This window comes from methanotrophic endosymbiont of Bathymodiolus puteoserpentis (Logatchev) (genome assembly GCF_900128525.1).
GTDB lineage: Bacteria > Pseudomonadota > Gammaproteobacteria > Methylococcales > Methylomonadaceae > Methyloprofundus.
Map to the genome: position 1 here is coordinate 1 of NZ_FQTQ01000126.1, position 24,232 is coordinate 24,232.

19 protein-coding genes and 4 pseudogenes are annotated in these 24,232 nt (G+C 39.5%); 13 read left to right on the plus strand and 10 right to left on the minus strand.

Annotated features, from left to right (window positions below):
- Positions 1–241: 241 nt before the first annotated feature.
- From BQ7314_RS09950 to rfaD, 5 genes are all read left to right on the plus strand, one after another.
- Positions 242–811 (plus strand): D-sedoheptulose-7-phosphate isomerase, encoded by a 570-nt coding sequence (locus BQ7314_RS09950; RefSeq protein ID WP_174483550.1) that lies wholly within the window; start codon positions 242–244, stop codon positions 809–811.
- Positions 808–2,229 carry a bifunctional D-glycero-beta-D-manno-heptose-7-phosphate kinase/D-glycero-beta-D-manno-heptose 1-phosphate adenylyltransferase HldE gene (gene hldE, locus BQ7314_RS09955; protein ID WP_174483551.1) on the plus strand — a complete coding sequence of 474 codons (1,422 nt, stop codon included), beginning with the start codon at positions 808–810 and terminating at the stop codon, positions 2,227–2,229. The genes BQ7314_RS09950 and hldE overlap by 4 nt, the downstream gene beginning before the upstream one ends.
- Positions 2,230–2,261: 32 nt before the next feature.
- Positions 2,262–2,435, plus strand: coding sequence for a hypothetical protein (locus tag BQ7314_RS16115; RefSeq protein ID WP_425356645.1), 174 nt, complete (start codon positions 2,262–2,264; stop codon positions 2,433–2,435).
- Positions 2,366–2,836 carry a Uma2 family endonuclease gene (locus BQ7314_RS09960; protein WP_425356646.1) on the plus strand — a complete coding sequence of 157 codons (471 nt, stop codon included), beginning with the start codon at positions 2,366–2,368 and terminating at the stop codon, positions 2,834–2,836. The genes BQ7314_RS16115 and BQ7314_RS09960 overlap by 70 nt, the downstream gene beginning before the upstream one ends.
- Positions 2,837–3,012: 176 nt before the next feature.
- A complete protein-coding gene (gene rfaD, locus BQ7314_RS09965; RefSeq protein ID WP_174483552.1) occupies positions 3,013–3,957 on the plus strand; it encodes an ADP-glyceromanno-heptose 6-epimerase in 945 nt (314 codons plus the stop codon).
- A 163-nt stretch (positions 3,958–4,120) separates the two neighbouring features.
- Here rfaD and BQ7314_RS09970 read toward each other — a convergent pair whose 3' ends face one another.
- Together BQ7314_RS09970 and BQ7314_RS09975 are read right to left on the minus strand one after the other, a co-directional pair.
- Positions 4,121–5,842 (minus strand): multicopper oxidase family protein, encoded by a 1,722-nt coding sequence (locus BQ7314_RS09970; RefSeq protein ID WP_174483553.1) that lies wholly within the window; start codon positions 5,840–5,842, stop codon positions 4,121–4,123.
- A gap of 93 nt (positions 5,843–5,935) precedes the next feature.
- Positions 5,936–6,421: a dihydrofolate reductase gene (locus BQ7314_RS09975; RefSeq protein ID WP_174483554.1), complete on the minus strand. Its 486-nt coding sequence runs from the start codon at positions 6,419–6,421 to the stop codon at positions 5,936–5,938.
- A 423-nt stretch (positions 6,422–6,844) separates the two neighbouring features.
- Between BQ7314_RS09975 and BQ7314_RS09980 the strand changes: the two genes are divergently transcribed.
- Positions 6,845–7,426, plus strand: a complete 582-nt coding sequence (locus tag BQ7314_RS09980) for a PhnA domain-containing protein (protein WP_174483555.1) — start codon at positions 6,845–6,847, stop codon at positions 7,424–7,426.
- Positions 7,427–7,497: 71 nt separating this feature from the next.
- Here BQ7314_RS09980 and glnE read toward each other — a convergent pair whose 3' ends face one another.
- The 5 genes from glnE to BQ7314_RS10005 all read right to left on the minus strand — a co-directional run bounded on the left by glnE (position 7,498) and on the right by BQ7314_RS10005 (position 14,620).
- Entirely contained in the window at positions 7,498–10,347 is a 2,850-nt protein-coding gene (gene glnE / locus BQ7314_RS09985) for a bifunctional [glutamate--ammonia ligase]-adenylyl-L-tyrosine phosphorylase/[glutamate--ammonia-ligase] adenylyltransferase (RefSeq protein WP_174483556.1), read from the minus strand.
- Between the two features lie 279 nt (positions 10,348–10,626).
- The gene (locus tag BQ7314_RS09990; protein WP_174483557.1) at positions 10,627–12,369 is read right to left on the minus strand and encodes a DEAD/DEAH box helicase; all 1,743 of its coding nucleotides are present in this window, start codon (positions 12,367–12,369) and stop codon (positions 10,627–10,629) included.
- Positions 12,370–12,691: 322 nt separating this feature from the next.
- Positions 12,692–13,732 carry an MJ1255/VC2487 family glycosyltransferase gene (locus BQ7314_RS09995; RefSeq protein WP_174483558.1) on the minus strand — a complete coding sequence of 347 codons (1,041 nt, stop codon included), beginning with the start codon at positions 13,730–13,732 and terminating at the stop codon, positions 12,692–12,694.
- Positions 13,729–14,253, minus strand: a complete 525-nt coding sequence (locus BQ7314_RS10000; protein WP_174483559.1) for a phosphatase PAP2 family protein — start codon at positions 14,251–14,253, stop codon at positions 13,729–13,731. The genes BQ7314_RS09995 and BQ7314_RS10000 overlap by 4 nt, the downstream gene beginning before the upstream one ends.
- 121 nt (positions 14,254–14,374) lie before the next feature.
- The gene (locus BQ7314_RS10005; protein ID WP_174483560.1) at positions 14,375–14,620 is read right to left on the minus strand and encodes a hypothetical protein; all 246 of its coding nucleotides are present in this window, start codon (positions 14,618–14,620) and stop codon (positions 14,375–14,377) included.
- A gap of 658 nt (positions 14,621–15,278) precedes the next feature.
- Here BQ7314_RS10005 and BQ7314_RS10010 point away from each other — a divergent pair.
- Positions 15,279–15,593: a hypothetical protein gene (locus tag BQ7314_RS10010; RefSeq protein ID WP_174483561.1), complete on the plus strand. Its 315-nt coding sequence runs from the start codon at positions 15,279–15,281 to the stop codon at positions 15,591–15,593.
- Between the two features lie 193 nt (positions 15,594–15,786).
- Here BQ7314_RS10010 and BQ7314_RS10015 read toward each other — a convergent pair.
- Positions 15,787–16,131: pseudogene (locus tag BQ7314_RS10015) on the minus strand (Rossmann-fold NAD(P)-binding domain-containing protein); the annotation flags it as partial.
- A gap of 272 nt (positions 16,132–16,403) precedes the next feature.
- Between BQ7314_RS10015 and BQ7314_RS15930 the strand changes: the two are divergent.
- From BQ7314_RS15930 to BQ7314_RS10030, 4 genes and pseudogenes are all read left to right on the plus strand, one after another.
- Positions 16,404–16,535: a hypothetical protein gene (locus tag BQ7314_RS15930; RefSeq protein WP_280953880.1), complete on the plus strand. Its 132-nt coding sequence runs from the start codon at positions 16,404–16,406 to the stop codon at positions 16,533–16,535.
- A 396-nt stretch (positions 16,536–16,931) separates the two neighbouring features.
- The gene (locus BQ7314_RS10020; protein ID WP_174483562.1) at positions 16,932–17,507 is read left to right on the plus strand and encodes an IS4 family transposase; all 576 of its coding nucleotides are present in this window, start codon (positions 16,932–16,934) and stop codon (positions 17,505–17,507) included.
- A gap of 34 nt (positions 17,508–17,541) precedes the next feature.
- Positions 17,542–18,132: a transposase gene (locus BQ7314_RS10025; protein WP_174483563.1), complete on the plus strand. Its 591-nt coding sequence runs from the start codon at positions 17,542–17,544 to the stop codon at positions 18,130–18,132.
- A 128-nt stretch (positions 18,133–18,260) separates the two neighbouring features.
- A pseudogene (locus BQ7314_RS10030) lies at positions 18,261–19,570 on the plus strand (IS4 family transposase).
- A gap of 179 nt (positions 19,571–19,749) precedes the next feature.
- On the opposite strand, the pseudogene BQ7314_RS10040 reads toward BQ7314_RS10030, so the two are convergent.
- Both BQ7314_RS10040 and BQ7314_RS10045 read right to left on the minus strand, forming a co-directional pair.
- A pseudogene (locus BQ7314_RS10040) lies at positions 19,750–20,094 on the minus strand (Rossmann-fold NAD(P)-binding domain-containing protein); the annotation flags it as partial.
- A 285-nt stretch (positions 20,095–20,379) separates the two neighbouring features.
- A pseudogene (locus BQ7314_RS10045) lies at positions 20,380–21,045 on the minus strand (SDR family NAD(P)-dependent oxidoreductase); the annotation flags it as partial.
- Between the two features lie 154 nt (positions 21,046–21,199).
- Between BQ7314_RS10045 and dnaA the strand changes: the two are divergent.
- A complete protein-coding gene (gene dnaA, locus BQ7314_RS10050; RefSeq protein WP_174483566.1) occupies positions 21,200–22,537 on the plus strand; it encodes a chromosomal replication initiator protein DnaA in 1,338 nt (445 codons plus the stop codon).
- A 115-nt stretch (positions 22,538–22,652) separates the two neighbouring features.
- The gene (locus BQ7314_RS10055; protein WP_245394968.1) at positions 22,653–24,230 is read left to right on the plus strand and encodes an IS66 family transposase; all 1,578 of its coding nucleotides are present in this window, start codon (positions 22,653–22,655) and stop codon (positions 24,228–24,230) included.
- Positions 24,231–24,232 lie beyond the last annotated feature (2 nt).

Here is a 24,232-nt window from a genome sequence, read left to right on the forward strand (position 1 = left end):
GCGGCTTTTGTGCGAAGTTGAAGCGGACGCAGGGCGTACTGGGGCTTATCCAATTCGCTCCGTATGTGAATGAATATTTGGCGACAGGAGTCCCAAGTGTTTCATGAGGTAGGATGGCGCGCCTGATGCCCTTGTATCAAGTACCGAGCAATCTTTAAAGACAAACAAAAATCCTGCACAATAGAGGAGAGTTTATTGATTGCGCATGGCCTTACTAAAATAAAAATTTAGGATTCTAAAGTTGACCACACACAAAAGTTTTTCCGATGTTATACAAGAACATCAGCAGGTAACGAACCAGTTAACAAGCTGCACCCCGCTTATCACAGCAGCGTCAAAACTCATTATTAGTAGCTTAACATCTGGGCATAAATTACTGCTTTGTGGCAACGGCGGTAGTGCGGCAGATTGTCAGCATTTTGCTGCAGAACTCGTTATTCGCTACCATAAAAATCGACGCGCTTATCCAGCAATTGCATTAACAACCGATAGCTCTATTTTAACTGCTCACGCTAATGATTTTGCTTTTGACAGCTTGTTTTCACGTCAAGTTGAAGCACTGGGGAATGCAGGGGATTGTTTAATTGCTATTTCTACATCAGGTAATAGCGAAAATATTATTCAAGCAGCCATAACCGCCAAACAACAAAATATGACTGTCATTGGTTTAATAGGCGGCGATGGTGGTCGCTTAAAAGAACGGGTTGATATGCCAATTGTCATTCCTTCTCATACGACAGCGAGAATCCAAGAAGCGCATATGCTAATTTACCACTGGTGGTGTGAAAAAGTTGATGAGGTTAGCGCATGATTAGTGAAATCCCTAACTTTAAAGGCTTAAACATCTTAGTTGTAGGTGATGTGATGCTCGACTATTATTGGTCTGGCGAAACCAGGCGCATATCGCCAGAAGCTCCCGTGCCCATTGTTAAAGTATCAAAAAAAGAAGGTCGAGCAGGTGGGGCAGGGAATGTCGCGTTAAATATTGCATCTTTAGCTGCTAACGTTACTTTATTAGGTATCGTGGGCAATGATAAAGAAGCGAATGAACTACAAGAGTTATTAGAAAAAAAGAGCGTTCAGTGTAACTTCCTCACAAGCAATAACAGTCCAACCGCGTGTAAATTACGTATTGTTGCCCAGCATCAACAGTTGATTCGTTTAGATTTTGAAGAATCTTTAGTTGATTTTAATTATGCCAAGTTACTAGAGCATTACCAAGCAGCATTAAAAAATGCTGATGTCGTGATTTTCTCAGATTATGATAAAGGTGTTTTAGCGCATATTCCCAAATTACTAAAACTAGCCAAGACCCAAGGCGTGAAAAGTTTTGTTGACCCTAAAGGTACAGACTTCTCACGCTATAGTGGAGCAACATTAATTACGCCAAACCGCTCTGAATTTCAAGCTATCGTTGGTGAATGTCATGATAATGATGAAATTATTAGTCGAGGTCAGGCCTTACTTGAACAGCATAATATTGATGCTTTATTAGTGACTTTAAGCGAACACGGCATGGCTTTAATTAAAAAATCAGAGGCCTATTTTTTGCCGACTCATGCGCGTGAAGTTTTTGATGTCACCGGGGCCGGTGATACAGTTATTGCCAGCATGGCTTTAGGTATCGCCTCGGGTCTTGGCTTGCAGCATGCCATGCATTTAGCGAATATGGCAGCTGGCATTGTGGTGGGTAAATTTGGTACGTCAACGGTTTCTAACCAAGAACTTAATCGCGCTCTACATGGTGATAAGGAAAATATCAGCGGTGTCGTTTCAGAAGCAGAGTTAGAAAGTGTACTCATGTTTGCACAAAAAAGTGGTGAAAAAGTAGTCATGACCAATGGCTGTTTTGATATTTTACACGCAGGGCATGTCGCTTACCTTGAGCAGGCTAGGCTATTAGGTGATCGTTTAGTCGTGGCCATTAATTCGGATGAATCAGTACGCCAATTAAAAGGTGACTCTCGACCAATTAATAAAATAGAAGATCGTATGACAATTATTGCTGCACTCGGCTGTGTCGATTGGGTCATCCCTTTTTATGAAGAAACGCCTGAGCGAATTTATAATAAATTTTTACCTGATGTGCTGGTCAAAGGCGGCGATTACAAACCTGAAGAAGTGGTCGGTGGCGAAGCCGTGATTGCAGCCGGTGGCAAGGTACAAATTCTCGATTTTGTCGATGGTAAATCGACGACTCGGACTATTGAGCGTATAAAAAACCAGTAAACATTTCACGGTAAGTTATCGGGAGAATAAATATGTCAGCCACAAAAGAACATGCATTAATCAGTGCTGAAGAGTATTTGGATGCTGAGCTAAAAAATGACCGAAAACATGAACTCATTAATAATCAGTTTATGCAATGGCAGGAGCCAGCGCAAACCATGAACGTATTGCTGGCAATATTTATAGGCAATTTGGTAATCACTTAGAGCACTTACCTTGCGAACCTTTTGTTTCAGATATGAAAGTAAAAGCTAATGCTAATTTCTTTTACCCCGATATCATAGTTGATTGTGAGTTTGATGAGTCTCAACCCTATTACACAGAGACACCCATTATTATTGTTGAAGTACTCTCTAAATCAACCTGTCAAAAAGATAGAACCATCAAACGCTTTGCTTATCTTAATATCCCTAGCTTACAAGAATATGTACTGGTTGAGCAGGATTTTGTAGATATAGAAGTGGTTAGTAGAAAAACTGACTGGAGCTCAAAACATTACTTTTTAGGTGATCATGTAAGCTTTGAATCCATTGATTTAAGCTTATCCGTAGCACAAATTTATCATCGCGTGCAAAATGACGATATGATCGCATTCAACAAATCATAAATAAAATACGGTTCCCTAGCAAACAATAATACCAACCCTAATAGATTTATACTGAAATGCAAATTAAGAGCTAAAACCTATAGTATATGCATGAGTTCCCAATTAAAAATTTCAAAAACGGCAGCTATTACAGGGCTTGGTATAACACTACTTTCTTACATACAAAGGCGTAAACTATGATTATAGTCACAGGCGGTGCTGGCTTTATTGGCAGTAATATTGTTAAAACTTTAAACCAACAAGGCCGAACAGACATTATTGTGGTCGATGATTTAACCGATGGTAAAAAGTTCCGTAATATTGCTGACTGCGATATTGCTGATTATTGGGATAAAGATGATTTCCTTAACCGAGTTCAAAAGAATACAGACCTACCTCCTAATATAGAAGTCATTTTTCATGAGGGTGCTTGCTCCTCGACAACAGAGTGGGATGGTAAATTTATGATGCAGAATAATTATGAATTTTCCAAAATCTTATTACATTTTTGTTTAACACACTCTATCGCATTTATTTACGCTTCTTCTGCAGCAACTTATGGCGGTGGTAAGCAATTTACGGAAAGCCCTGAATATGAAAGTCCGCTTAATGTTTATGGCTATTCTAAATGGCAGTTTGATCAATATGTACGCAGCCTTAAATTAGGCAGTCAAAGTCAAGTGGTTGGCTTACGCTATTTTAATGTCTACGGCCCAAGGGAACAACATAAAGGCAGTATGGCCAGTGTTGCATTTCACTTGCACAATCAATTATTAAAAGGTGAAAACCCAAAACTATTTTCTGGCTGTGATGGCTATGAAGATGGCGGCCAATTACGTGATTTTATTTATATTGATGATATTGTAACCGTTAATTTATGGTTATTTGCTCACCCTGAAGTGCAAGGAATATTTAATGTCGGTACAGGTAAGGCACAATCCTTTAAAGATGTAGCAAATGCCGTGATTGATTTCCATAAAAAAGGTGAAATCGAATATATTCCTTTCCCCGACCATTTAAAAGGCAGTTACCAGAGCTTTACTGAAGCTGATATGCGTAAATTACGTGCCGCCGGATATGATGCTCCCTTTAAAACAGTACAAGAAGGCGTTGCGCTGTATTTAGAGTCATTAAAGAAATAAGCGACTTATTGTCGCCGAATCTGTGTTGCTGAAACTGGTGTATAGCAAACTATGCGCCGTATCTATAGCCAAGTGCGGGGCAGACTTTAAAGATAAACAAAAATTTGCGGCAATAAATACTCCCTATTGCACGTTATCTTAAAAGCATGCCCAGCAGCAGTCTTTAGCTGATATAAAACTGACGCATCATCCCTAAATCTTCATGCTCTAAATTATGGCAGTGATATAAAAACAAGCCTTTATAATCTTGGAATGGCTTAGCGATAACAATCTCTTCACCTGGCATAACTAAAACAGTATCTTTCCAGCCAGTATCAAGAAAGCCCTCTTTTACCGTTTTATACTCTTCTTGGCGCATGCCTTCAATCTCTCTAGATAACACTTGAAATTGCTGACCATGCAAATGAATCGGGTGTGCCATGGACATCATCATTCCTCCGCCCATGCCCCCCATCATTCCCATACCTCCCCCCATGTTCATATTACCAGCGGACATATCCTTATCCATTTTTTCGCCCTCTTTCATCTTCATTGATCCGTGGTCATGGAAAATCTTAATTTTCTTAATTGAACCAAGTTCAACCTTTTCAAAATCCAGCACGCGGTTCATAGAAAACGACTTACCATTTAATTGGGGGCGCATCGGTTTCATAGAAATACCAATAGGAATCGGTTTATTTTTATAATCGACATCACGCTCAGTTAAACGCTCAAATTGCCCTAATGTTTTCGGTAATTTAGGTGAATCACTGACTTTTTCAGTCACTTTAAAAGTAGCTATTGGAAATTTATCACCCTGACCTAGGCGAGAACCCATCATTCCCATCATACCGCCGCCCATCATTCCACCCCCCATGCCCATACCGCCAGAAGATTTTTTACCCAAGCGCTGTGCTTCCATTTTAGGTGGCATAGCGCCTTCATAAGGCAGACTATACATCACTAATTCAGAGCCAACAGCATGACCACTAAAGTCTAGCCATAAGTCAATCCGCTCACCGGGTGCCAGCATTAAATAAGGACGAGTTTCTGGTTTTGGCAAAAGATGAGCATCTGTACCAATCGCAGTTAATGGCGTACCATCATCCCAACCTAATTTATAAATTCTGGAGTTAGAACCATTTACCGCTCTAAAACGATAAGCCCGTGATTTCACAAAAAATTCAACATTTGGCAGGCCATTAACTAAAATACTTTCACCTAAAAAGCCAGTCATTCTGCCGTGCATACCATGTAAATACTGCAGTTGGTTTTGCGCATTAAATGTTCTATCCTGAATCACAAAGGGTAGGTCATATTCACCTCGCGGTAAATCTAATTTCTGCTCTTCTTCATCAGTCACCGTAATCATGCCTGCTAAACCTTTATAAACCTGCTCAGCCGTTAGATTATGCGAGTGCGAATGATAAAAGCTCGTCCCCGCATGATTCATAACTTCAAATTCATAAATATGACTTTGACCTGGCGCTAAAGTATACATCGGGTGACCATCACTATCCTGCGGTACATGTAAACCATGCCAATGAATAATGGATGGCTCAGACATCATATTTTTATAATAAATACGAACTTTTTGACCTTTTACATAATTAAGTATGGGGCCTAAATAATTGCCTTTTAATTCTACTAGTGTATTTTTAGGTCCTTTTAATAGTTTCGCATAATATTTCTGTACTTTTGTTTTCCTACCTGTCTTTAAAATAGACACATAAACATCGCGTGAAACAAATTCAATTTCTACATCTGCTTTAAAATTAGGTGTCGCTTTTTTTCTTAATGGACCAGATTGAGCAAGTAACACTCCAGGGAAAGTCGTTAGTGCCGCGACACCAACAGCAGAATTTTGTAAAAATTGACGTCTATTATTATTTATTTTTTTCGTCATTTATTCTTCCTCTTGTTATTAACCAAACAAAATTAGTATTTAGTTATCTTCTGAACCATACTCCTTTTTTTTTTAACTGACAATAGCCACTATTTATATGCGGTCATAGCAAATAAAGCTGTATTTAAAGTCCACACTGGCATCATCATTAATATCTTCACGCTTAACTTCCCGCCACTTCGCTGCATCAATTTCAGGAAACCAGGTATCACCCTTAAATGATTTATGAATTTGCGTAATATAGAGCCGCTCAGCATGCTCTAAGGTGACTTCATATAAGGTCGCACCACCAATCACAAAAGCCGCCTCTTGATCCGAGCAATACTGTAAAGCCGTATCTAAATTATTAAAGACTAAACAACCTTCTTGCTGATAATTAATATCACGGCTAATAATAATATTCTGCCGTCCCGGCAAAGGGCGACCAATTGACTCAAAGGTTTTACGCCCCATAATAATCGGATGGCCTAGGGTAATTTTTTTAAATTGTTTTAAGTCCGCAGACAAATGCCATGGCATTTTTTTATTGATACCAATAGTCCGATTTGTTGCCATCGCAACAATCAATGAAAGTTTCATATTTTCCCGTGTCTTTTTATGCTTAAAATTAAATATTTAGTAAAATGTTACAGGATTTATTCTTAGCTTGTATTCTTTCGCTGAAAATCAGGGAAACGGAGCGATAGCGAAGTGATGATTTTTAGTCCGCAGTAGGCGACAGGGAAATTCGCCAATCCGAAGTGCACTGCGATAGCAGTGCGCGAGGGAGGCTAGAATTTTATCCCGACAGCCGTCAAGCCATTTGAGGTAGCTTTAACGTAGCGGCTTTTGTGCGAAGTTGAAGCGGACGCAGGGCGTATTGGGGCACTATTGATTCGCCGCGTGGCGAATCGATTTTTGTGACAGGAGTCCCAAAATCTATAATGAGGCGCGCGGTGGCGCGCCTACTTAATTAAAAAAGAGCGATAATACGGCTCCCAATTTTTCTAATTAGAGTTTTTTATGAGTATTGAACAAGCCTTATTACAACGCAGTGGTGCAAAATGCGAATTATGTGCATCAGAAGAAAACCTTAGTGTTTATAGCCTCCCGCCTGAAAATGAGGAAAACGCTGAAAAATCCGTTTTACTTTGCACCACATGTAACAGCCAAATAACTAATCCTGATACCATGGAGGCTAACCACTGGCGCTGTCTAAATGATAGTATGTGGAATCCTGAACCCGCAGTTCAAGTAACGGCTTGGCGAGTATTAAAGAAGTTATCAGAAACGGAATCTTGGGCACAAGATTTATTAGATATGCTGTATTTAGAACCTGACGTGCTAAGTTGGGCAGAATCAGGTATTACTGAAAATTCCGAGGATGACTCTGAGCCCACCTTAGATAATAATGGAACACGCTTAGAAGCCGGAGATACAGTAACTCTAATCAAAGATTTAGATGTAAAGGGGGCTGGATTCACTGCTAAACGTGGCACAGTTGTTAAAAATATCGCTTTAACAGACAACCCTAAACATATTGAAGGTCGTGTTAATGGTGTACGTTTAGTACTTGTTGCGGACTTTATGAAGAAAGTAAGTTAAATTATTGTAGGGCGTGGCTTTAGCCCGCTTTTACCAAAAAGCAGACTAAGATACGCCCTATAAGATAACTGTTACTGCATGATCTCTTGCCACCATTGAGCTACTTGTTGGCGTATATCAACAAGCTCATCTTGTGCTACAACGGCTTTATTGCCTTGTAATGCCTCTTTATGCCCGCGATTACGAAATAAGCAATAAGCTTGCTTTAACGTCGTTACCGCCTCTGCATTTAGTAAATTTTTCTCAGCTAAAGTATCTAATATACGCATATTATCGGTAAAATCCGTTAAACTTGGGTATTTTTCCGCCCAAGCTAATACGCAGAACTGGACAATAAACTCTATATCTGTAATACCACCAACACCTTGTTTTAAGTAAAAAACTTCTTTATTACTTTTATCCAGCGTTTTGCGCATTTTTTCACGCATTGCTCGTACCTCTGCTTTAAGCTCAGTTTCAACTCGTGGTAAGCTTAAAATCCGTTGCCGTATCGCTGCAAATTTTGCCTGTATTTGTGTATCACCTGCCACAAAACGCGCCCGAACTAGAGCTTGGTGCTCCCAAGTCCATGCTTCTTCTTTTAAATATTGCTCGTAGCGATTAATAGGAGCAACTAATAAGCCGGACTCACCACTCGGTCGTAAACGTAGGTCAATTTCATACAACAGACCTGACAGCATCTGTGTATTGAGTAAGCTTCTCACTCGTTGACCTAGCGTGGCATAAAACTGCGAACTACCAATTTTCTTACCCCCATCCGTGAGCGCATTACTATCAGGGTAATCAAAAACAAAAACCAAATCTAAATCGGAGCTATAACTCAGCTCAATGCCCCCTAATTTACCAAAGCCAATAATTGCAAAATGCGTATTTTCTATACTCGTATCTGGCAGCGTACCGTACTTTTCAGTCAAAATACGCCAAGCAATCTGCACCGCCTGCTCTAAAATCACCTCGGCAATATAAGTTAAATAATCGCTCACGACCATTAAAGGAGCGGCCCCCATAATATCCGCAGCTGCAATACGTAATACATTAAGATGTTTAAACTTATGCAAGCCAAACATTAACTGCTCTATATCCGTTGGATCAATTTGCGCCAATAATTCAGCTAACTGTTGCTGTAAAGCTGCTTTCTCTAATGGTTCATAAAGTGAACGCGTGTCCAGTAATTCATCAAATAAAATCGGATATTTAGCTAAATACTCACTAATCCACGGGCTAGCAGCAACCAATTTAATCATTTGCTGTAAGGCTTTATTATTTTCAGCAAGCAATGATAAATAGACATTACGTCCCGCTAAAGCCTCAAACAAAGCACATAACCGCTTTAATGTAATACAAGGATTTTTGACCTGAGCGACAGCATCAATTATTTGCGGCATTAACTTATCTAAAACCATCGCACCTTTACTTGTTAAACGCTTAATAGCGGATGATGTTTTAAAGTTATTTAATAGGCTGAATACCTCTTCCGCCTTACGATAGCCAATTTCTCCTAATTTATTTAAGATAATGTCTTCATCTGCCTGCCCAGTCCAAATTTCAGTACTTACTGAAGGCTTAGACTGTTCTTCTGCTATAGAAAAAACCAGTACAAAAATACGGTGTACCTGCTCACGCACCTTATCTAACTCAATTTTAAAGCGAGGCCAATTATCATAGCCCATAGAAAATGCCAAAATCGCCTGTTGTTGTGGCTTTTTGGGTAAATCATGCGCCTGTTTATCTTGATATTCCTGAATATGATTTTCCACACGGCGCAGAAATTTATAAGCGCTTAATAATTGCTCAGCATCTTCAGGCAACAATAACACCTTCTCACCTAATAGCTGTAAAATTAATTGTATCCGTCGCTCTTGCAGATCCACATCTTGACCACCACGAATTAATTGAAATGCTTGGCCAATAAATTCAATCTCACGAATGCCTCCTGGCCCTAGCTTCACATTGTCCATGCGATCTTTACGCTGCAACTCTTGAGTAATCTGTATTTTTAACGAGCGCAATTCTTCAAAAGCACCATAATCTAAGTAACGTCGATACACAAAAGGTTTAATCAGCTGCATAAATTTTTCGCCGCCCAACGGATCGCCAGCAACGGGACGCACTTTAACCATCGCATAACGTTCCCACTCACGCGCTTGAGTTTGGTAATAATTTTCCAGACCATCAAAAGTCATGATGATGGGGCCACTATCGCCAAAAGGACGTAAACGTATATCTGTACGAAAAACAAAGCCATCAGCCGTGATTTCATCTAATACTTTAACTAATGAGCGACAAATACGGCTAAAAAATTCACCATAGCTGGTTTCTTTACGATCAGCTAAAACACCATCCTGCTGATAAGCAAAAATTAGATCAATATCCGAAGAATAATTTAACTCCCACGCACCTAATTTCCCCATACCTAAAACCACTAAGTTCTGGGCTGTACCATCAGATAAAACAGGTGTACCACGCCGTATACACGCTTGTTTGTATAAATAATCGAGAGCATACTGAATACAACTTTCTGCTAATTCTGTTAAATCTGCCAAAGTCTCTGCTAGATCGGACCACCCAGCTAAATCACGCCAAGCAATACGCAACATCTGTTTATTGCGAAATTGACGTAAAAACTTCATCAATTCCGCATCATTAGCGATCATTTGTTGATTTAATTGCTGTTGATAAGTTAGGCGCACATCAGCGTTAAACAAATCACCAGAATCAATAAGCTCAAATAAAAACGATGGCTGCCGAGTACAGGTCTGAGCAATAAACTCACTACAACAAAAAATGCTAGGCAGAGTACTTTTAACTTGCTTGTTTTCAGGAAATTTAAGATTTAAAGCTTGTACAGATTGCGTAAAATTCTGCAGGTGTAAATTAACAGTGTGGTGTAATTCAGCAGGAATTTTTTCTAGAGAAAACATAACGTCCTCTGGAGTAAGAAATAAAATGGGGTATGAACAAACCTACAAAACAGGGAGGGAGGAGAAGCTAGGGCGAGCTGCCACAAGAACATGAAAGCTAGCTAGAAGGCGACACCCTTCATCTTCAGTTCACACTTTAAGTGGGAGTGGCTTTAGCCACGATAGTGGCATGAACTATCGTGGCTAAAGCCACTCCCACGAAACATATTAAATCAGCACTAAAAGTGTAAACTACTTTTGGCACTATATAAAGGATGCCGAAGGTTCTTTACAAATTACTTATTTTTTTGGGCTTCTTCTAGGTTTTCTAGATGACTTATCACCACCACGCGATTTACTCTGTCTAGGGATATTATCGCTTTCTTTAACAACCGACATTCTTAGCTGCTGACCCGCAACACGCGCATTTTGCAAATCTTTTAACAACTCTGCCGGCATACCTTTAGGTAAATCAACAATACTGAATTCCCCATGCATATCAATTTGACCAATCTCTTTGCCGTCTAAACCCGCTTCATTAGCAATCGCGCCAACGATATTACCAGGCTTCGCACCATGATCTTTACCCACTTCAATACGGTAACGCTCAAGGCCATCGCTTAATGAAGCAGAACCTTTACGTCTAACTGAATTTCTTTCACGATCATTACGGCCTCTCTCACGACCACGCTCGGAGCGCTCTTTGATTTTAGCTGGCTTTTTCAATAATAAAGGCTCATCGCCTTGCACTAACTTAGCTAAGGCAGCAGCAATCTCAATCGCCGGCACATCATGTTCTGTTTCATACTGCTCAATAACTTTAGTATAAAACTCCAACTCTTCACTAGCTAAAGTATCGGTAATTTTTTGTTTAAAACGATTCACCCGCTTATCGTTAATCACCTCTGTAGAAGGTAACTCCATTAATTCAATACGTTTCTTAGTTGCACGTTCAATCGCAGCTAACATACGTTTTTCACGAGGTGCAACAAATAAGATAGCATCTCCCGCTTTACCCGCACGCCCCGTACGACCGATACGATGCACATAAGCTTCGGTATCATAAGGAATATCATAGTTAACAACGTGACTAATACGTGGTACATCAAGACCACGCGCAGCAACATCAGTTGCGACTAAAATATCCAATTTACCATTTTTTAATCTAGCAATTGTTTTTTCACGTTGATTTTGTGCTAGATCACCATTAATCGGCGCTGCAGAAAAACCACGCGCTTCTAGTTTTTCTGCTAGTTCGACCGTTGAATTTTTAGTGCGCACGAAAATAATCATGCCATCAAAGGTTTCAGCTTCCAGAATACGCGTTAGAGCATCTAACTTATGCATACCACTAACAGTCCAATAACGCTGGCGAATCGTTTCTGCCGTGGTTGTTTTCACTTTAATAGTCACGTGCTCAGGATTATCCAGATGCTCATTGGCAATACGGCGGATAACCGTAGGCATCGTCGCAGAAAACAACGCTTTTTGACAGTCAGTAGGTAATTGCTCTAAAACCCACTCAACATCATCGATAAAACCCATCCGTAACATTTCATCCGCTTCATCTAAAACAAGACATTTTAAATTATCTAATTTTAAACTGTTTTTACGCATATGATCCATCACACGACCTGGCGTACCAACCACCACATGCGCACCACGTCTAAGCATACGTAATTGCCCCGAATAATCTTGTCCACCATAAATAGGTGCAACATGAAAACCCTTTAAGTGCTTTGCATAAGTTTGAAAAGCTTCAGCAACCTGAATGGCTAATTCACGCGTAGGCGCTAATACTAAAACCTGTGTTGCTTTTAATTTTACATCAATTTTTGATAATAACGGCAATGCAAAAGCCGCTGTTTTACCTGTACCCGTTTGTGCCTGACCCAGTACATCTTTGCCATCCAGAATTAATGGAATAGTTTGCGCTTGAATCGGAGAAGGCGTTTCGTAGCCCACATCATCCAAAGCCTTTAAAAGCGGCGCGATAAGATTTAAGTCAGAAAATTTTGGAAGTGAAGATACTTCGTCAGTCATAGTGTTCCTAATTGTAGAGTTTTCGCCTGCAAAATCTTGGTTAAAAACCCTCAGCTCTCTGCTTTTCTTGAACAAGAAAAATCTGTAAGACACTATATTTTGACTGGCGAATTGTATTTACCTGGTTAATATTTTTCGTAATCATGACAAGTTTTGAAAAGATTACTCTACTATGATACCCTAAGTGACTGTTTTATGCGCTATTTATTTACATTTAACTCACATTTTCAGCCTTTATTTCACTATCAATTAAGTGAGTCGATCAATCAAGTGGATGAGACGCTACAAATATCCAGTTTAAGCACTATTATCGAAGGCTGGATTAAATATTTACCTGCAACACATCTACCCCCTCCCAAATACTCTCAGTAAATTCAGGCGTTATTTCAGGCATACCGTCTTTCATCCAATCAACCAATACACGTGCAATATTTGGGTAAGTGATATGAACAGCATGAGGGTGATGCAACCATTCTTCAATTACTTCTGGGTCCATATCATTCATGGTATGGCCATAGCCCAACTGCTTTAAAGCCGCTGCATTAGAAATTTGCTCCATTTGCGCATGCAAAGGCTTAGCAAGGATTTTTTTACCTAATTGTAAGGATTCACTGGCTAGCTCAAAACCGGCATTACTGATAATTCCCTGACAATCGTATAAATCTTTTTGAAAGCCCTCTCTTGATAAAGGGTGACAAATAATAGACTCATATTTACTAACAACAGGAGTAGGAGAGTACAAATGAAATTGAAAATTTTCGAAGGGACACAAGTGTTTAATGACTTCATGCTGGTCCTCAAAGGGCAGGTAAACAACAATCTTATTGCTTTGCGTACTTTTAGGGAATTCCGGTGTATCAATAATCGGCGGCAATATTGGCTGGCCAAAATGATGCCAATGCAAGCCTATCCCGATATCAGCAGGTGCGAAATTTTTCATAACAAGATCAGCAATTGGATCAGATCCTGCGCGCGGAATATCATGATTAAAAGCATATTGATGTCCTATGCCTAAAACCTTTTTTTTCTGCTTTTTAGCTGCCCAAGCGGTCACGGGCTCAAAATCACTGATAACCAAATCAAATTTTGATAAATCAAGCGCCTTAATATCTTTAATAAATCGAATTGGCTTTGCCTCAATCGCCGTTTTAAGATAGTTGACCTGCCCTTTATCGGTATTAAAGGTCAAACCTTCACGATGCTGGTAGCCATTAAAAACATCCATATCAAAATACTTATTCGATGGTCGTCCAGTGAATTGAAAAGTCACATCAAACCCTGCTGCATACAACTCTTTCGCCATCACTCTTGCACGCGTAATATGTCCATTACCCGTCCCCTGAACTCCGTAAAATATTCTCATGACATTAATTGATTTAAACTGAAAAAAGAAACACTAACGCCCAGAACCATTCCAACCAAAGTATCTGTTGGAAAATGCACTCCAAGCACTACACGAGAAAACCCCACCAAGGCTGCCCATAAGAGTAAAGGCAGCATCAATAAGGGCATAAAGAACCCTGTTATCGTTGCAACCATAAATGCTGCAGACGTGTGCCCCGAAGGGAAGCTAAATTGATCTGAAGGTGTCACTAAGCTGTGAAAATTTTTTAAAGCCGCTTGCGGGCGATTGCGTTTGAAGCCATTTTTCAGTATGAAATATACTGGCCTCTCAATTAAAAAAGCAAATAGCAACGTTTGTAAAAAAACACTCTCTACTCCCTCTCTCAGATAAAGAAAACCGATTAGTAAAGCGTATAAATGTCCATCTCCAGTACGAGAAATATAACGTGAAAATAAAGCTAAATGTTGGTAGACTCCTGCATTGATTAAGCGCGTGAACATAAAAACATCATATTTATGGACGGAATAAATCAGTTTCATTTTTCTTACCTCTATTTCAGTCTGAATATAATTTCAGATACAAGGGCTGTACTCAGAACTAAGAATAGTTTTTTACTGTGACAGAATCATGAAGCTTTTTTGAAACTTTTGTGACAAGCACTTAACGAATAAGCGATTCCTTTTTACTACGTCGGTAAGCTTTCGCTTTTTGCCAAGCTTTACGACTGTGCTTATTCTTATCAAACAGCCTAATAAGCCTGCGTTTAACCTTATTAGAGGCCTTAAACATAATCGCCAAACCAACGATCATTGTTGGTAAACCAAAAGGCACCGGCAAGGGAAATAAAATCATCCCGATAACAAAAATAAAACCACCTAACATCAATAATAGAGATTTTTTTAGCATTAGTTGCCTCGTTAACTGCCGTAATCAACCAATAAGCCACAAATCATATTCCGTAACCATTTAGACCTCACTTATTAAATAACCTCTCCCACTAGAAAGGATGCAGCCATTAAATTAAAGCTATAAGGGCGTGCACAGCAGCACTAGTAGTAACAAAATAACAAGGATTTATGACATGGATATAACAATTAAATGAAAATTCGGTGACAGTTAAATTTTAACTTACCGTCCTGTCTCTTTAGTACGACACTGATTAACAACGCCTCTTCAGTAGGTAAGTCATTGTTTCATTAAGAGAATAATCATAGACCAGACGAAACTATTACTTTTAGAATATGAAACTAGTTGTTTAATAACGACATTTTTTGTTGTTAGTATCATTAGCTAAGATAAGAAATCTAAAGATAAATTTTTTACCTTATATTTATAGGCCTACAAGCACTATAAATACTGCTACCGACTAGAATAAGATATATCCAGTCGGTCATCTTTATAAGAAAATAAGGTTTGGCATCAATACTGCTTTATCGCTATTAATGATATTTATTTTTAACTTATAAACTCCTCCCTGGTAAGCTAAAAATACTGATATCATTTTAGTCTATATACTTTCACAGCTTAGCTGTGGGTATTTTTATAATAAAAATAAGGAACAACCATGTTAAAAAAAATATTCTTTACAGGTCTATTAGTAATAAGTGCTCAAAATGTCATGGCTTTTGGCTTAAGCGATGTTAATGACGCAGCTAACCAAGCTTCTGATGCAGCTAACACTACACAAAAAGCAGCAGATAAAGTAGAACAAGTAAATGATAAATCTATTTCTGGTATGGCTAAAACCGTGGCCACGGATAGCGCAAAAGAAGGCGTTAATGGGGCAGTACAAGGTGCAATGTCTGGAAAAATTGTAGAAGGTGGGGCTAGTGGGGCTGTTGACGGCGCGAAAACTAGCATAAATAAATTAATGAACTAAACATCATTAGTCAAATAACTAGCCCAGATAACACTCTGTTTTTCTGGGTTTATTTACCCCCTCCATCTTGCTAGTTTTTTGCCCGCCTTCTGCGTTATAAAAATAATTACGTAGCTAGAGCTATGCAGCGTGCCTACGCCTTGCAAACAAAAATCTACATAAATATAGGAGAACTTGCCTATTACGCGCCACCTCACTGCACCTTGCCCAACAAATAATCCAGCCAACTTGCTGGTAAAATTCGTTTTAAAAAGCCAAATAAATACGTAGGAAAAGTGACATAGTAGCGAATTTTAGGGCGTTTCGATTGCATGGCATGAATAACTTTTTCCACCACGGCATCAGCTGGTAAAGTAAACGGGGCAGCGGGGCCTTTCTTTTGTAATCGCGCTTCCATCGCTAAATAAGTATTTTTATGAACACTGTTAGCTGAATCTATGTTTTTTTGATAAGCAACAAAAGCATTTTTTCTAAAGTCACTACTAATCGGCCCTGGTTCAATCAGTGATAAATGAATATTGCTGCCTTTTAATTCCAAAGATCAAAAGGGTCAGACTCTAATACTGCTTACTTAAGGAAAATCCATTAATAATCAATGATCTGCGACTATCAAATGGCGAGTAATAATTGATTTATTTTGATATGGAATAAATAGTCAACAACTTACAGCGAGTAAGCCCGTTATTATTTCATTAGGTTAATTGTAAAATGTTGATTTTAGTGCCTTCCAAGAAAATTTCAAGATTGCCTTTTTAGTAACTTCTCATTATCCACAGGCAATTATTTAAAAGTTGTTTTACAATATATTCTATGAACTCGCCTAAAGAGATGAATTCCGCTATTGCAAATAGCTTTTTGCTGAACAGCCCGAATAATGCATTGGACTGCTATTTTTTAATTCTTTTTTCGAAACCGATGGATTTTCATTGCGATCACCCATAAAGCTTCCTTTTTTTACTCATTTTCACCCATTATCCCTGTTTTTAGAGCAGACAATTGCCTTGAACAAATAAGGTTAGATTGTGATCGCGAAGCGAGCCACAATCTGAACCATTTGTTGGACAAGCCCGGTTTACCCTTTGAGATGAATTCCGCTATTGCAAATAGCTTTTTGCTGAACAGCCCGAATAATGCATTGAGCTTCTATTTTTTAATTCTTTTTCCGGAAGTAGGTGGATTTTCATTGCGACTATCGAAAATCAAAGGGGTCAGACTCTGAGGTATCCCCATAAAACATCACTATAAAACAATAAGATACATTGTGTTTTTGTTTTATTAAAAGCAAGGTAGCGTTAAAATGGAGCTTCTCTTCAGGAAATTTGCTAATAGGTGAGCCTTATGTCGATTATTAAAACCTTGCATACTTTGATAAAACAGTCTCTCCCTGACATTCATGCCGCTAGACTCAATGCCCTAATGGCTGCGGTTGAATCGGGGTTGACCGGTGCATCCGTGTCAATTACTTCACTGGGTCGAGCTGTTTCTGGGTCTGCGTTTATAAAGCATAAGATAAAGCGCATAGACCGATTAGCTGGAAATCGCCACCTTAAATCGGAACGTACGGCGCTGTACGGCATTATGACGCAGTTTTTGTTAAAATCTCTTCCTTTACCCCTAATTATTGTTGACTGGTCACCGCTGACTGATGATCAAAGCCAGCAACTCTTGCGAGCCTCGCTTCCTGTTGGTGGACGCTCCATCACCTTATATGAGGAAGTTCATCCAGATAGTAAACTGGGGAATCGCCGTGTACAGCACCAATTCTTAGCTCACTTACAAAAACTATTACCACAGCACGTCATACCTATCATAGTTGCGGACTCTGGATTTCGAACTCCGTTTTTTCGGGAAGTTGGTCGCTTGGGCTGGCATTGGTTGGGGCGGATTCGAAATCCGAGATTTTATCTCCCTTAGCAGTACTCCCTGTGAGTGGTTTTCGGCAAAATTATTGTATGCAAAAGCTACTCGTAAAGCCAAATTATTAGGCACGGCCAATTGGGTACGTAGCAACCCTTTGCTTGGTGAGTTGGTCACTTTTTATCGACCTGCGAAAGGCCGAAAACATTTTACAACCCAAAAGAAAACAGCAAAATCCAAACAAAGTCGCCAACAAGCCAAACGAGAAAAAGAGCCGTGGCTGCTAGTTGTATCACCTTCTTTACAAGCCTATTCAGCAGTTCGTGTTGTGAATTATTATCGAGCTAGGATGCAAATAGAGGAGGGCTTTCGTGATACTAAGAGCTTTCATTATGGATTAGGGTTGGCGCGTGAAAGCCGGATTGAAGCCGAACGCAGGGCAAACCTTTTGCTGATTGCGGCCCTTATCATTTTTGCACTTTGGCTTGTAGGTCTCAGTATAAAAGGCTCTGCTATCGAACGACAGATTAGAGTTAATAGTAGCTCAAAATACTCACCGTATTCAGTTATCTTTCTCGGAAAAATAGCATGCTGCTATGCATCATTTGAAATGCCGGATGATTATTTGGACTTGGCGCAGACGTTATTAACGGGCTATTTTGAAACTCTGGAAAAAGGATAATTTGTGGGGATACCTCAGGGTCAAACTCTAATACTGCTTACTTAAGGAAAATCCATTAATAATCAATGACCTGCGACTATCAAATGGCGAGTAATAATTGATTTATTTTGATATGGAATAAATAGTCAATTTTTCAATTCTCCTACCTTCCTTTTTCTGATATTTTATCCACGGATGCATTAGATCTAATTATTGAACATTCAGAGAGTAGCAGGGACCGTATTTTTACTCCTTTAGTCACACTCAAAGCGTTTATTTTTCAAGTACTCAGTACTGACGGCTCCTGCAGGCAGGCGGTTAATCATGTTCTTTCTGAGCGGCTATACGAAGGCAAACTTGCTAATTCAATTCAGACAGGTGCTTATTGTAAAGCTAGACAGAAGTTGCCTCAAAAGCAGTTAAAACAGGTCGTTGAGTCGTCAGGGCAAGCATTGCATCAACAAGCGCATAAATCATGGTTATGGAAAGGACATAATACTTTACTTACCGATGGAACCACTGTGCTGATGCCTGATACACAGGAAAATCAGATCGATTACCCTCAGCAGTCCAATCAAAAACCTGGCTTGGGTTTTCCTATTGCACGAATTGTCGGACTGATTTCATTGAATGTTGGCTCAGTTGCTTCTTATGCCATGGGAGCATTCCAGGGGAAAGGGAGCGGAGAAACCTCATTATTTAGTCAAGTGATAGGGGTAATTGCCGAAAATGATATATTATTAGCAGATAGATATTACTGCACATGGGCGATTATTGCACTGATAATGCAGCAAAACTCGCATATATTGGTTCAAAATCACGCACAGCGCAAACCAGACTTTCGCCGTGGCAAAAAGCTGGGAGCAAAAGATCACCTTATTGAATGGGAAAAGACTAAACGAAAGCCAGGCTGGATGACTCAAAGCGATTACGATGCCTTGCCCAACAAAATCGTATTTAGGGAGTTCTCCGTAAAAGGTCGTGTCTATGTAACAACGCTAATAGATGCAAAAAAATATCACAAACAAGAACTTGCAGAGCTTTACACGCAGCGATGGATAGTTGAGCTTGATTTTCGCAGTCTTAAGACTCACATGAAAATGGAGATGTTACGTTGTAAATCTCCCGACATGGTCAGAAAAGAAATAGCCGTATACCTATTAGCTTACAACCTTATTCGAGCCAGTATAGCGAGGGCTGCCAAGGTAAAAAACAAATTCCCAGAAAAAGTAGTTTTATGACGACTGTACAAATTTTTAATGAAGGTATCTTGTCATTAATCGTTCTTTCGGGAAAGGGATTGAAGTATGCTATTGGTGGATTATTGAACGCAATTGCTTCTATACCTATTGGTCAACAGAAAAGGAAGCCGGAGCCTCGTGCTGTAAAACGCCGCCCAAAATCTTATCCACAGCTTAAAAAGCCACGCAATAAAGCACGTGAAGCCATTAATTCATAAGGTATTTCCCTTAAGTAAGCAGTATTAGAGTCTGACTCCCTTGGCTTCCCCCTTGGTTTTCTAAGCCCTCTCTTGTTGGAGAGGGCTGGGTTAGAAGAGTAAAATCATGCATTTATAATTCCCCTCATCCCAACCTTCTCCCTTTGGAGAAGGAGCTTATTCTTAAGTCAACAGCATTGTTACTGCACCTGACCCAACAAATAATCCAGCCAACTTGCTGGTAAAATTCGTTTTAAAAAGCCAAATAAATACGTAGGAAAAGTGACATAGTAGCGAATTTTAGGGCGTTTCGATTGCATGGCATGAATAACTTTTTCCACCACGGCATCAGCTGGTAAAGTAAACGGGGCAGCAGGACCTTTCTTTTGTAATCGCGCTTCCATCGCTAAATAAGTATTTTTATGAACACTGTTAGCTGAATCTATGTTTTTTTGATAAGCAGCAAAAGCATTTTTTCTAAAGTCACTGCTAATCGGCCCAGGTTCAATCAGTGATAAATGAATATTGCTGCCTTTTAATTCCAAAGATCAAAAGGGTCAGACTCTAATACTGCTTACTTAAGGAAAATCCATTAATAATCAATGATCTGCGACTATCAAATGGCGAGTAATAATTGATTTATTTTGATATGGAATAAATAGTCAACAACTTACAGCGAGTAAGCCCGTTATTATTTCATTAGGTTAATTGTAAAATGTTGATTTTAGTGCCTTCCAAGAAAATTTCAAGATTGCCTTTTTAGTAACTTCTCATTATCCACAGGCAATTATTTAAAAGTTGTTTTACAATATATTCTATGAACTCGCCTAAGCAGCAGGACCTTTCTTTTGTAATCGCGCTTCCATCGCTAAATAAGTATTTTTATGAACACTGTTAGCTGAATCTATGTTTTTTTGATAAGCAGCAAAAGCATTTTTTCTAAAGTCACTGCTAATCGGCCCAGGTTCAATCAGTGATAAATGAATATTGCTGCCTTTTAATTCCAAACGCAATGTATCAACTAGTCCTTCTAGCGCATACTTACTGGCGTTGTACGCGCCACGATAACTCATGGCAACAAAGCCTAAAACTGAACTATTATAAATAATGCGTCCGCCACCTTGAGCGCGCATTAAGGGAATAATCAAATTAGTCAGTTCATGCGTACCGAATAAGTTAGTTTCAAATTGCGCACGTAAAACCTCACGACTCAAATCTTCTACAGCGCCAGCCTGGCCAAATGCACCATTATTAAATAAACCATCGAGTTTACCGTCGGTCATTCCTATTACCTGCTGAACAGCATTGATAATGCTAGCACTATCGGCCAGATCTAACTGTACTGTTTCAAAGCCTTCTTTAATCAGGCGCGCCACGTCAGCATCTTTTCTAGCCGAAGCAATCACTCGATAACCCTGTTCTTTTAACATAACAGCTGCCCGATAACCTATACCTGTTGAACAACCAGTGATTAATATAGTTTGCATTTTTGTCATTATTTTTAGATATTATTTAAGGAGGCAATAAGCCCTTTTATGCTATTATCTATGGCAACTGAGAACTGCTTCAGATTCTGTTTTTTCCTTATTTCAACAGTGATATAAGCCCCAGCTAAAATCATACTGTTAACTTTACCTTACCAATCGTTTAATGAGCTCTATTTGGAATTCCTGCCTATCCCGTCTTGAAAATGAAATCTCTACCAATGATTTAAACACTTGGATTAGACCATTACAAGCGCAAGAAGAAAATGATGTGATTGTTCTGCTGGCCCCTAACCAATTTATTATTGCACATGTGAAAGAGCATTTTTTAGGCAAAATTGAAGATGCCATTTTTGAATTTTCTGGCGGTCAATATACGGTAAAAATGGAAATTGGTTCGCGCAATGCAAAACCTGCTACCCCTCCTACCCAGCCTAAACGCACAACAGACAATACTAGCGAGCCACAAAAGAAAAAAAGAACGCCTAATTTTATTAATACCGCGTTTACGTTTGACAACTTTGTTGAGGGTAAATCCAACCAATTAGCCAAAGCAGCCTCTTTGCAAGTGTCTGAGAATATTGGCAAAGCCTATAACCCTTTATTGATTTATGGTGCCTCGGGCTTAGGTAAAACACATTTAATGCACGCCATCGGCAATGCCATTTTAGCCAAAAATCCAAACGCCAATATTGTTTACCTGCACTCTGAAAAATTTGTTCAGGATATGGTTAAAGCTTTCCAGCAAAACAGTATTGATGCATTTAAAGATTATTATCGAAATGTTGATGCTTTATTTGTCGATGATATTCAATTTTTTGCAGGCAAAGAACGCTCTCAAGAAGAATTTTTTCACACGTTTAATACCCTGCTAGAAAAGAAAAATCAGGTTGTCTTGACCTGTGATAAATACCCTAAAGAAATTCAAGGCTTAGAAGACCGTTTAAAATCACGTTTTGGTTGGGGCTTACCGGTCGCTGTTGAGCCGCCTGATTTAGAAACTCGCGCGGCAATTTTAATGAATAAAGCACAACTATCAGGTGTCGAATTAGATCATGAAGTCGCCTTTTTTATCGGCAAACGCATCCCTTCAAATGTGCGAGATTTGGAAGGCGCTTTACGTCGTGTTTTAGCTAATGCTCAATTTACCGGTGCAGCAATTACGATTGATTTTGCTAAAGAAGCATTACATGACTTGATCTCTCTGCAAGATAAGCTAGTAAGTATCGAAAACATTCAAAAAACCGTTGCTGACTATTTCAAAATTAAACAGGCTGATTTATTATCTAAAAGCCGCAAACAATCCGTTACCAGACCCCGACAAATGGCGATGGCTCTAGCAAGAGAACTTACTAGCCATAGCTTGCCTGAAATTGGCGACGCTTTTAGTGGCCGAGACCACACGACAGTGATTAATGCTTGTAAACGCATTCAGGCATTACGTAGTACAGATTATAAAATTGACGAAGATTACGCTAATTTATTACGCACCTTATCACATTAATGTAAATATCTTTACCCTTGAATTATTTTCTGTAAAATCGCAAATAATTCAATAATACACGTAACTTCTCATTATCCACAGGCAAATATTAAAAAATTGCTTTACAATATATTCTATGAACTCGCCTAAACCGAAACTGCCAGAGATAAATGAAGAAGATCGCACGCCGCTAGTGGATGTGTTGTTGGAAATACTTGCCTGGCAACAAAAGCAGATTGATAAGTTAGAGCAAGAAATACTCAAACTAAAAGGCGAAACCACAAAGCCAGACATTAAACCCAGCTCAATGGATAAAGGCGGGAGCTCAGAAAATGATGCCCCCTCTTCAAAAAAGAAAAAAGGACCGAGGCGCAGTAAAAAAGGGAATCTAATCATAGATGAAACCCACATTATTCAGCCAGATGAAATCCCAAACTCACGCTTTAAAGGCTATCAGGAACGTGTTATTCAGGATATTACCTTTCAAACACATAACATTTGTTATCGTTTGGCAGAATATACAACCCCAGAGGGGCTTACGATTGTAGGTCAGCTTCCCGATGGCATTCAGGGAGGTAGCTTTGGTAACAACCTGATTGCCTTTATTCTCTATCAATACCATCATCAGCATGTCACACAGCCCTTGCTCCTGGAACAGATTCGAGATTTAGGTGTTGATATTTCGAGCGGCAAGCTCAGTCATATACTCACAGAGGATCTGGATGATTTTCATGCTGAAAAAGATGAATTACTGAGGACGGGGTTATCCGTTTCTCAATATATTCATACCGATGATACGGGCGCACGGCATAAAGGGGAAAATGGCTATTGCACCCACATTGGCAACGAATTTTTTGCCTGGTTCAGTAGTACAGAAAGTAAAAGCAGAATTAACTTTTTAAACTGTCTCTCACAAGGTAAAACAACGCTTTATACCTTGAATACAGGTGCCATTGAGTATATGGCACAAAACAAGCTCCCCGTTGCCCTATTAGCGATACTGGAAAATATCAGTGTCCGTATTAACACAGCATCCGACTGGTGCGAATGGATGGATCAGCAAGGCATTGTTAAACCTCGGCACAGAAAAATAGTCACGGAAGGGGCTTTGATGGGAGGACTGCTAGACCAAGGCATTCCCTCTGACTTTTCAATCATCAGTGATGATGCCGGACAGTTTAATGTCTTTGACCATGCCTTGTGCTGGATTCATGCCGAACGCGTGATTAATCGTCTCATTCCTTTAAATGATGATCACGTCAAGGCGGTCGGTGAGGCACGAGAACAGCTTTGGTCGATTTACCATGACCTGAAGGCTTATAAATTGAACCCTGTCACCGAACAGGCGGACAGTATCAGGCAACATTTTCAAACCTTATGTAGTACCAAAACCTGCTACGAAACGCTTAATCAGGCTCTCAAACGGATGGGAGAAAATCAACATGAACTCCTCCGTGTACTCGATAAACCCTACCTCCCGCTTCATAATAATTTAAGTGAACGAGACATAAGGGATTACGTTAAAAAACGAAAAATCAGTGGAAGCACCCGAAGTGATGCAGGACGGAAAGCCAGAGATACTTTTGCCAGTCTAAAAAAGACCTGTCGAAAGCATGACTTATCATTTTGGGATTATTTGAAAGATCGCTTATTGGGTGTAGGCGATATTTCTCCGTTATCGGAAGTCATCCGTGCGGCCGCTGCCTGTGGATAATG

Bases quoted from the DNA above. Each gene is read 5' to 3' on its own strand.
- hldE (WP_174483551.1), top strand. From the start codon at position 808: ATGATTAGTGAAATCCCTAACTTTAAAGGCTTAAACATCTTAGTTGTA.
- BQ7314_RS16115 (WP_425356645.1), top strand. From the start codon at position 2,262: ATGTCAGCCACAAAAGAACATGCATTAATCAGTGCTGAAGAGTATTTG.
- BQ7314_RS09960 (WP_425356646.1), top strand. From the start codon at position 2,366: ATGGCAGGAGCCAGCGCAAACCATGAACGTATTGCTGGCAATATTTAT.
- rfaD (WP_174483552.1), top strand. From the start codon at position 3,013: ATGATTATAGTCACAGGCGGTGCTGGCTTTATTGGCAGTAATATTGTT.
- BQ7314_RS09970 (WP_174483553.1), bottom strand. From the start codon at position 5,842: ATGACGAAAAAAATAAATAATAATAGACGTCAATTTTTACAAAATTCT.
- BQ7314_RS09975 (WP_174483554.1), bottom strand. From the start codon at position 6,421: ATGAAACTTTCATTGATTGTTGCGATGGCAACAAATCGGACTATTGGT.
- BQ7314_RS09980 (WP_174483555.1), top strand. From the start codon at position 6,845: ATGAGTATTGAACAAGCCTTATTACAACGCAGTGGTGCAAAATGCGAA.
- glnE (WP_174483556.1), bottom strand. From the start codon at position 10,347: ATGTTTTCTCTAGAAAAAATTCCTGCTGAATTACACCACACTGTTAAT.
- BQ7314_RS09990 (WP_174483557.1), bottom strand. From the start codon at position 12,369: ATGACTGACGAAGTATCTTCACTTCCAAAATTTTCTGACTTAAATCTT.
- BQ7314_RS09995 (WP_174483558.1), bottom strand. From the start codon at position 13,732: ATGAGAATATTTTACGGAGTTCAGGGGACGGGTAATGGACATATTACG.
- BQ7314_RS10000 (WP_174483559.1), bottom strand. From the start codon at position 14,253: ATGAAACTGATTTATTCCGTCCATAAATATGATGTTTTTATGTTCACG.
- BQ7314_RS10005 (WP_174483560.1), bottom strand. From the start codon at position 14,620: ATGCTAAAAAAATCTCTATTATTGATGTTAGGTGGTTTTATTTTTGTT.
- BQ7314_RS10010 (WP_174483561.1), top strand. From the start codon at position 15,279: ATGTTAAAAAAAATATTCTTTACAGGTCTATTAGTAATAAGTGCTCAA.
- BQ7314_RS15930 (WP_280953880.1), top strand. From the start codon at position 16,404: ATGAACTCGCCTAAAGAGATGAATTCCGCTATTGCAAATAGCTTTTTG.
- BQ7314_RS10020 (WP_174483562.1), top strand. From the start codon at position 16,932: ATGTCGATTATTAAAACCTTGCATACTTTGATAAAACAGTCTCTCCCT.
- dnaA (WP_174483566.1), top strand. From the start codon at position 21,200: ATGAGCTCTATTTGGAATTCCTGCCTATCCCGTCTTGAAAATGAAATC.
- BQ7314_RS10055 (WP_245394968.1), top strand. From the start codon at position 22,653: ATGAACTCGCCTAAACCGAAACTGCCAGAGATAAATGAAGAAGATCGC.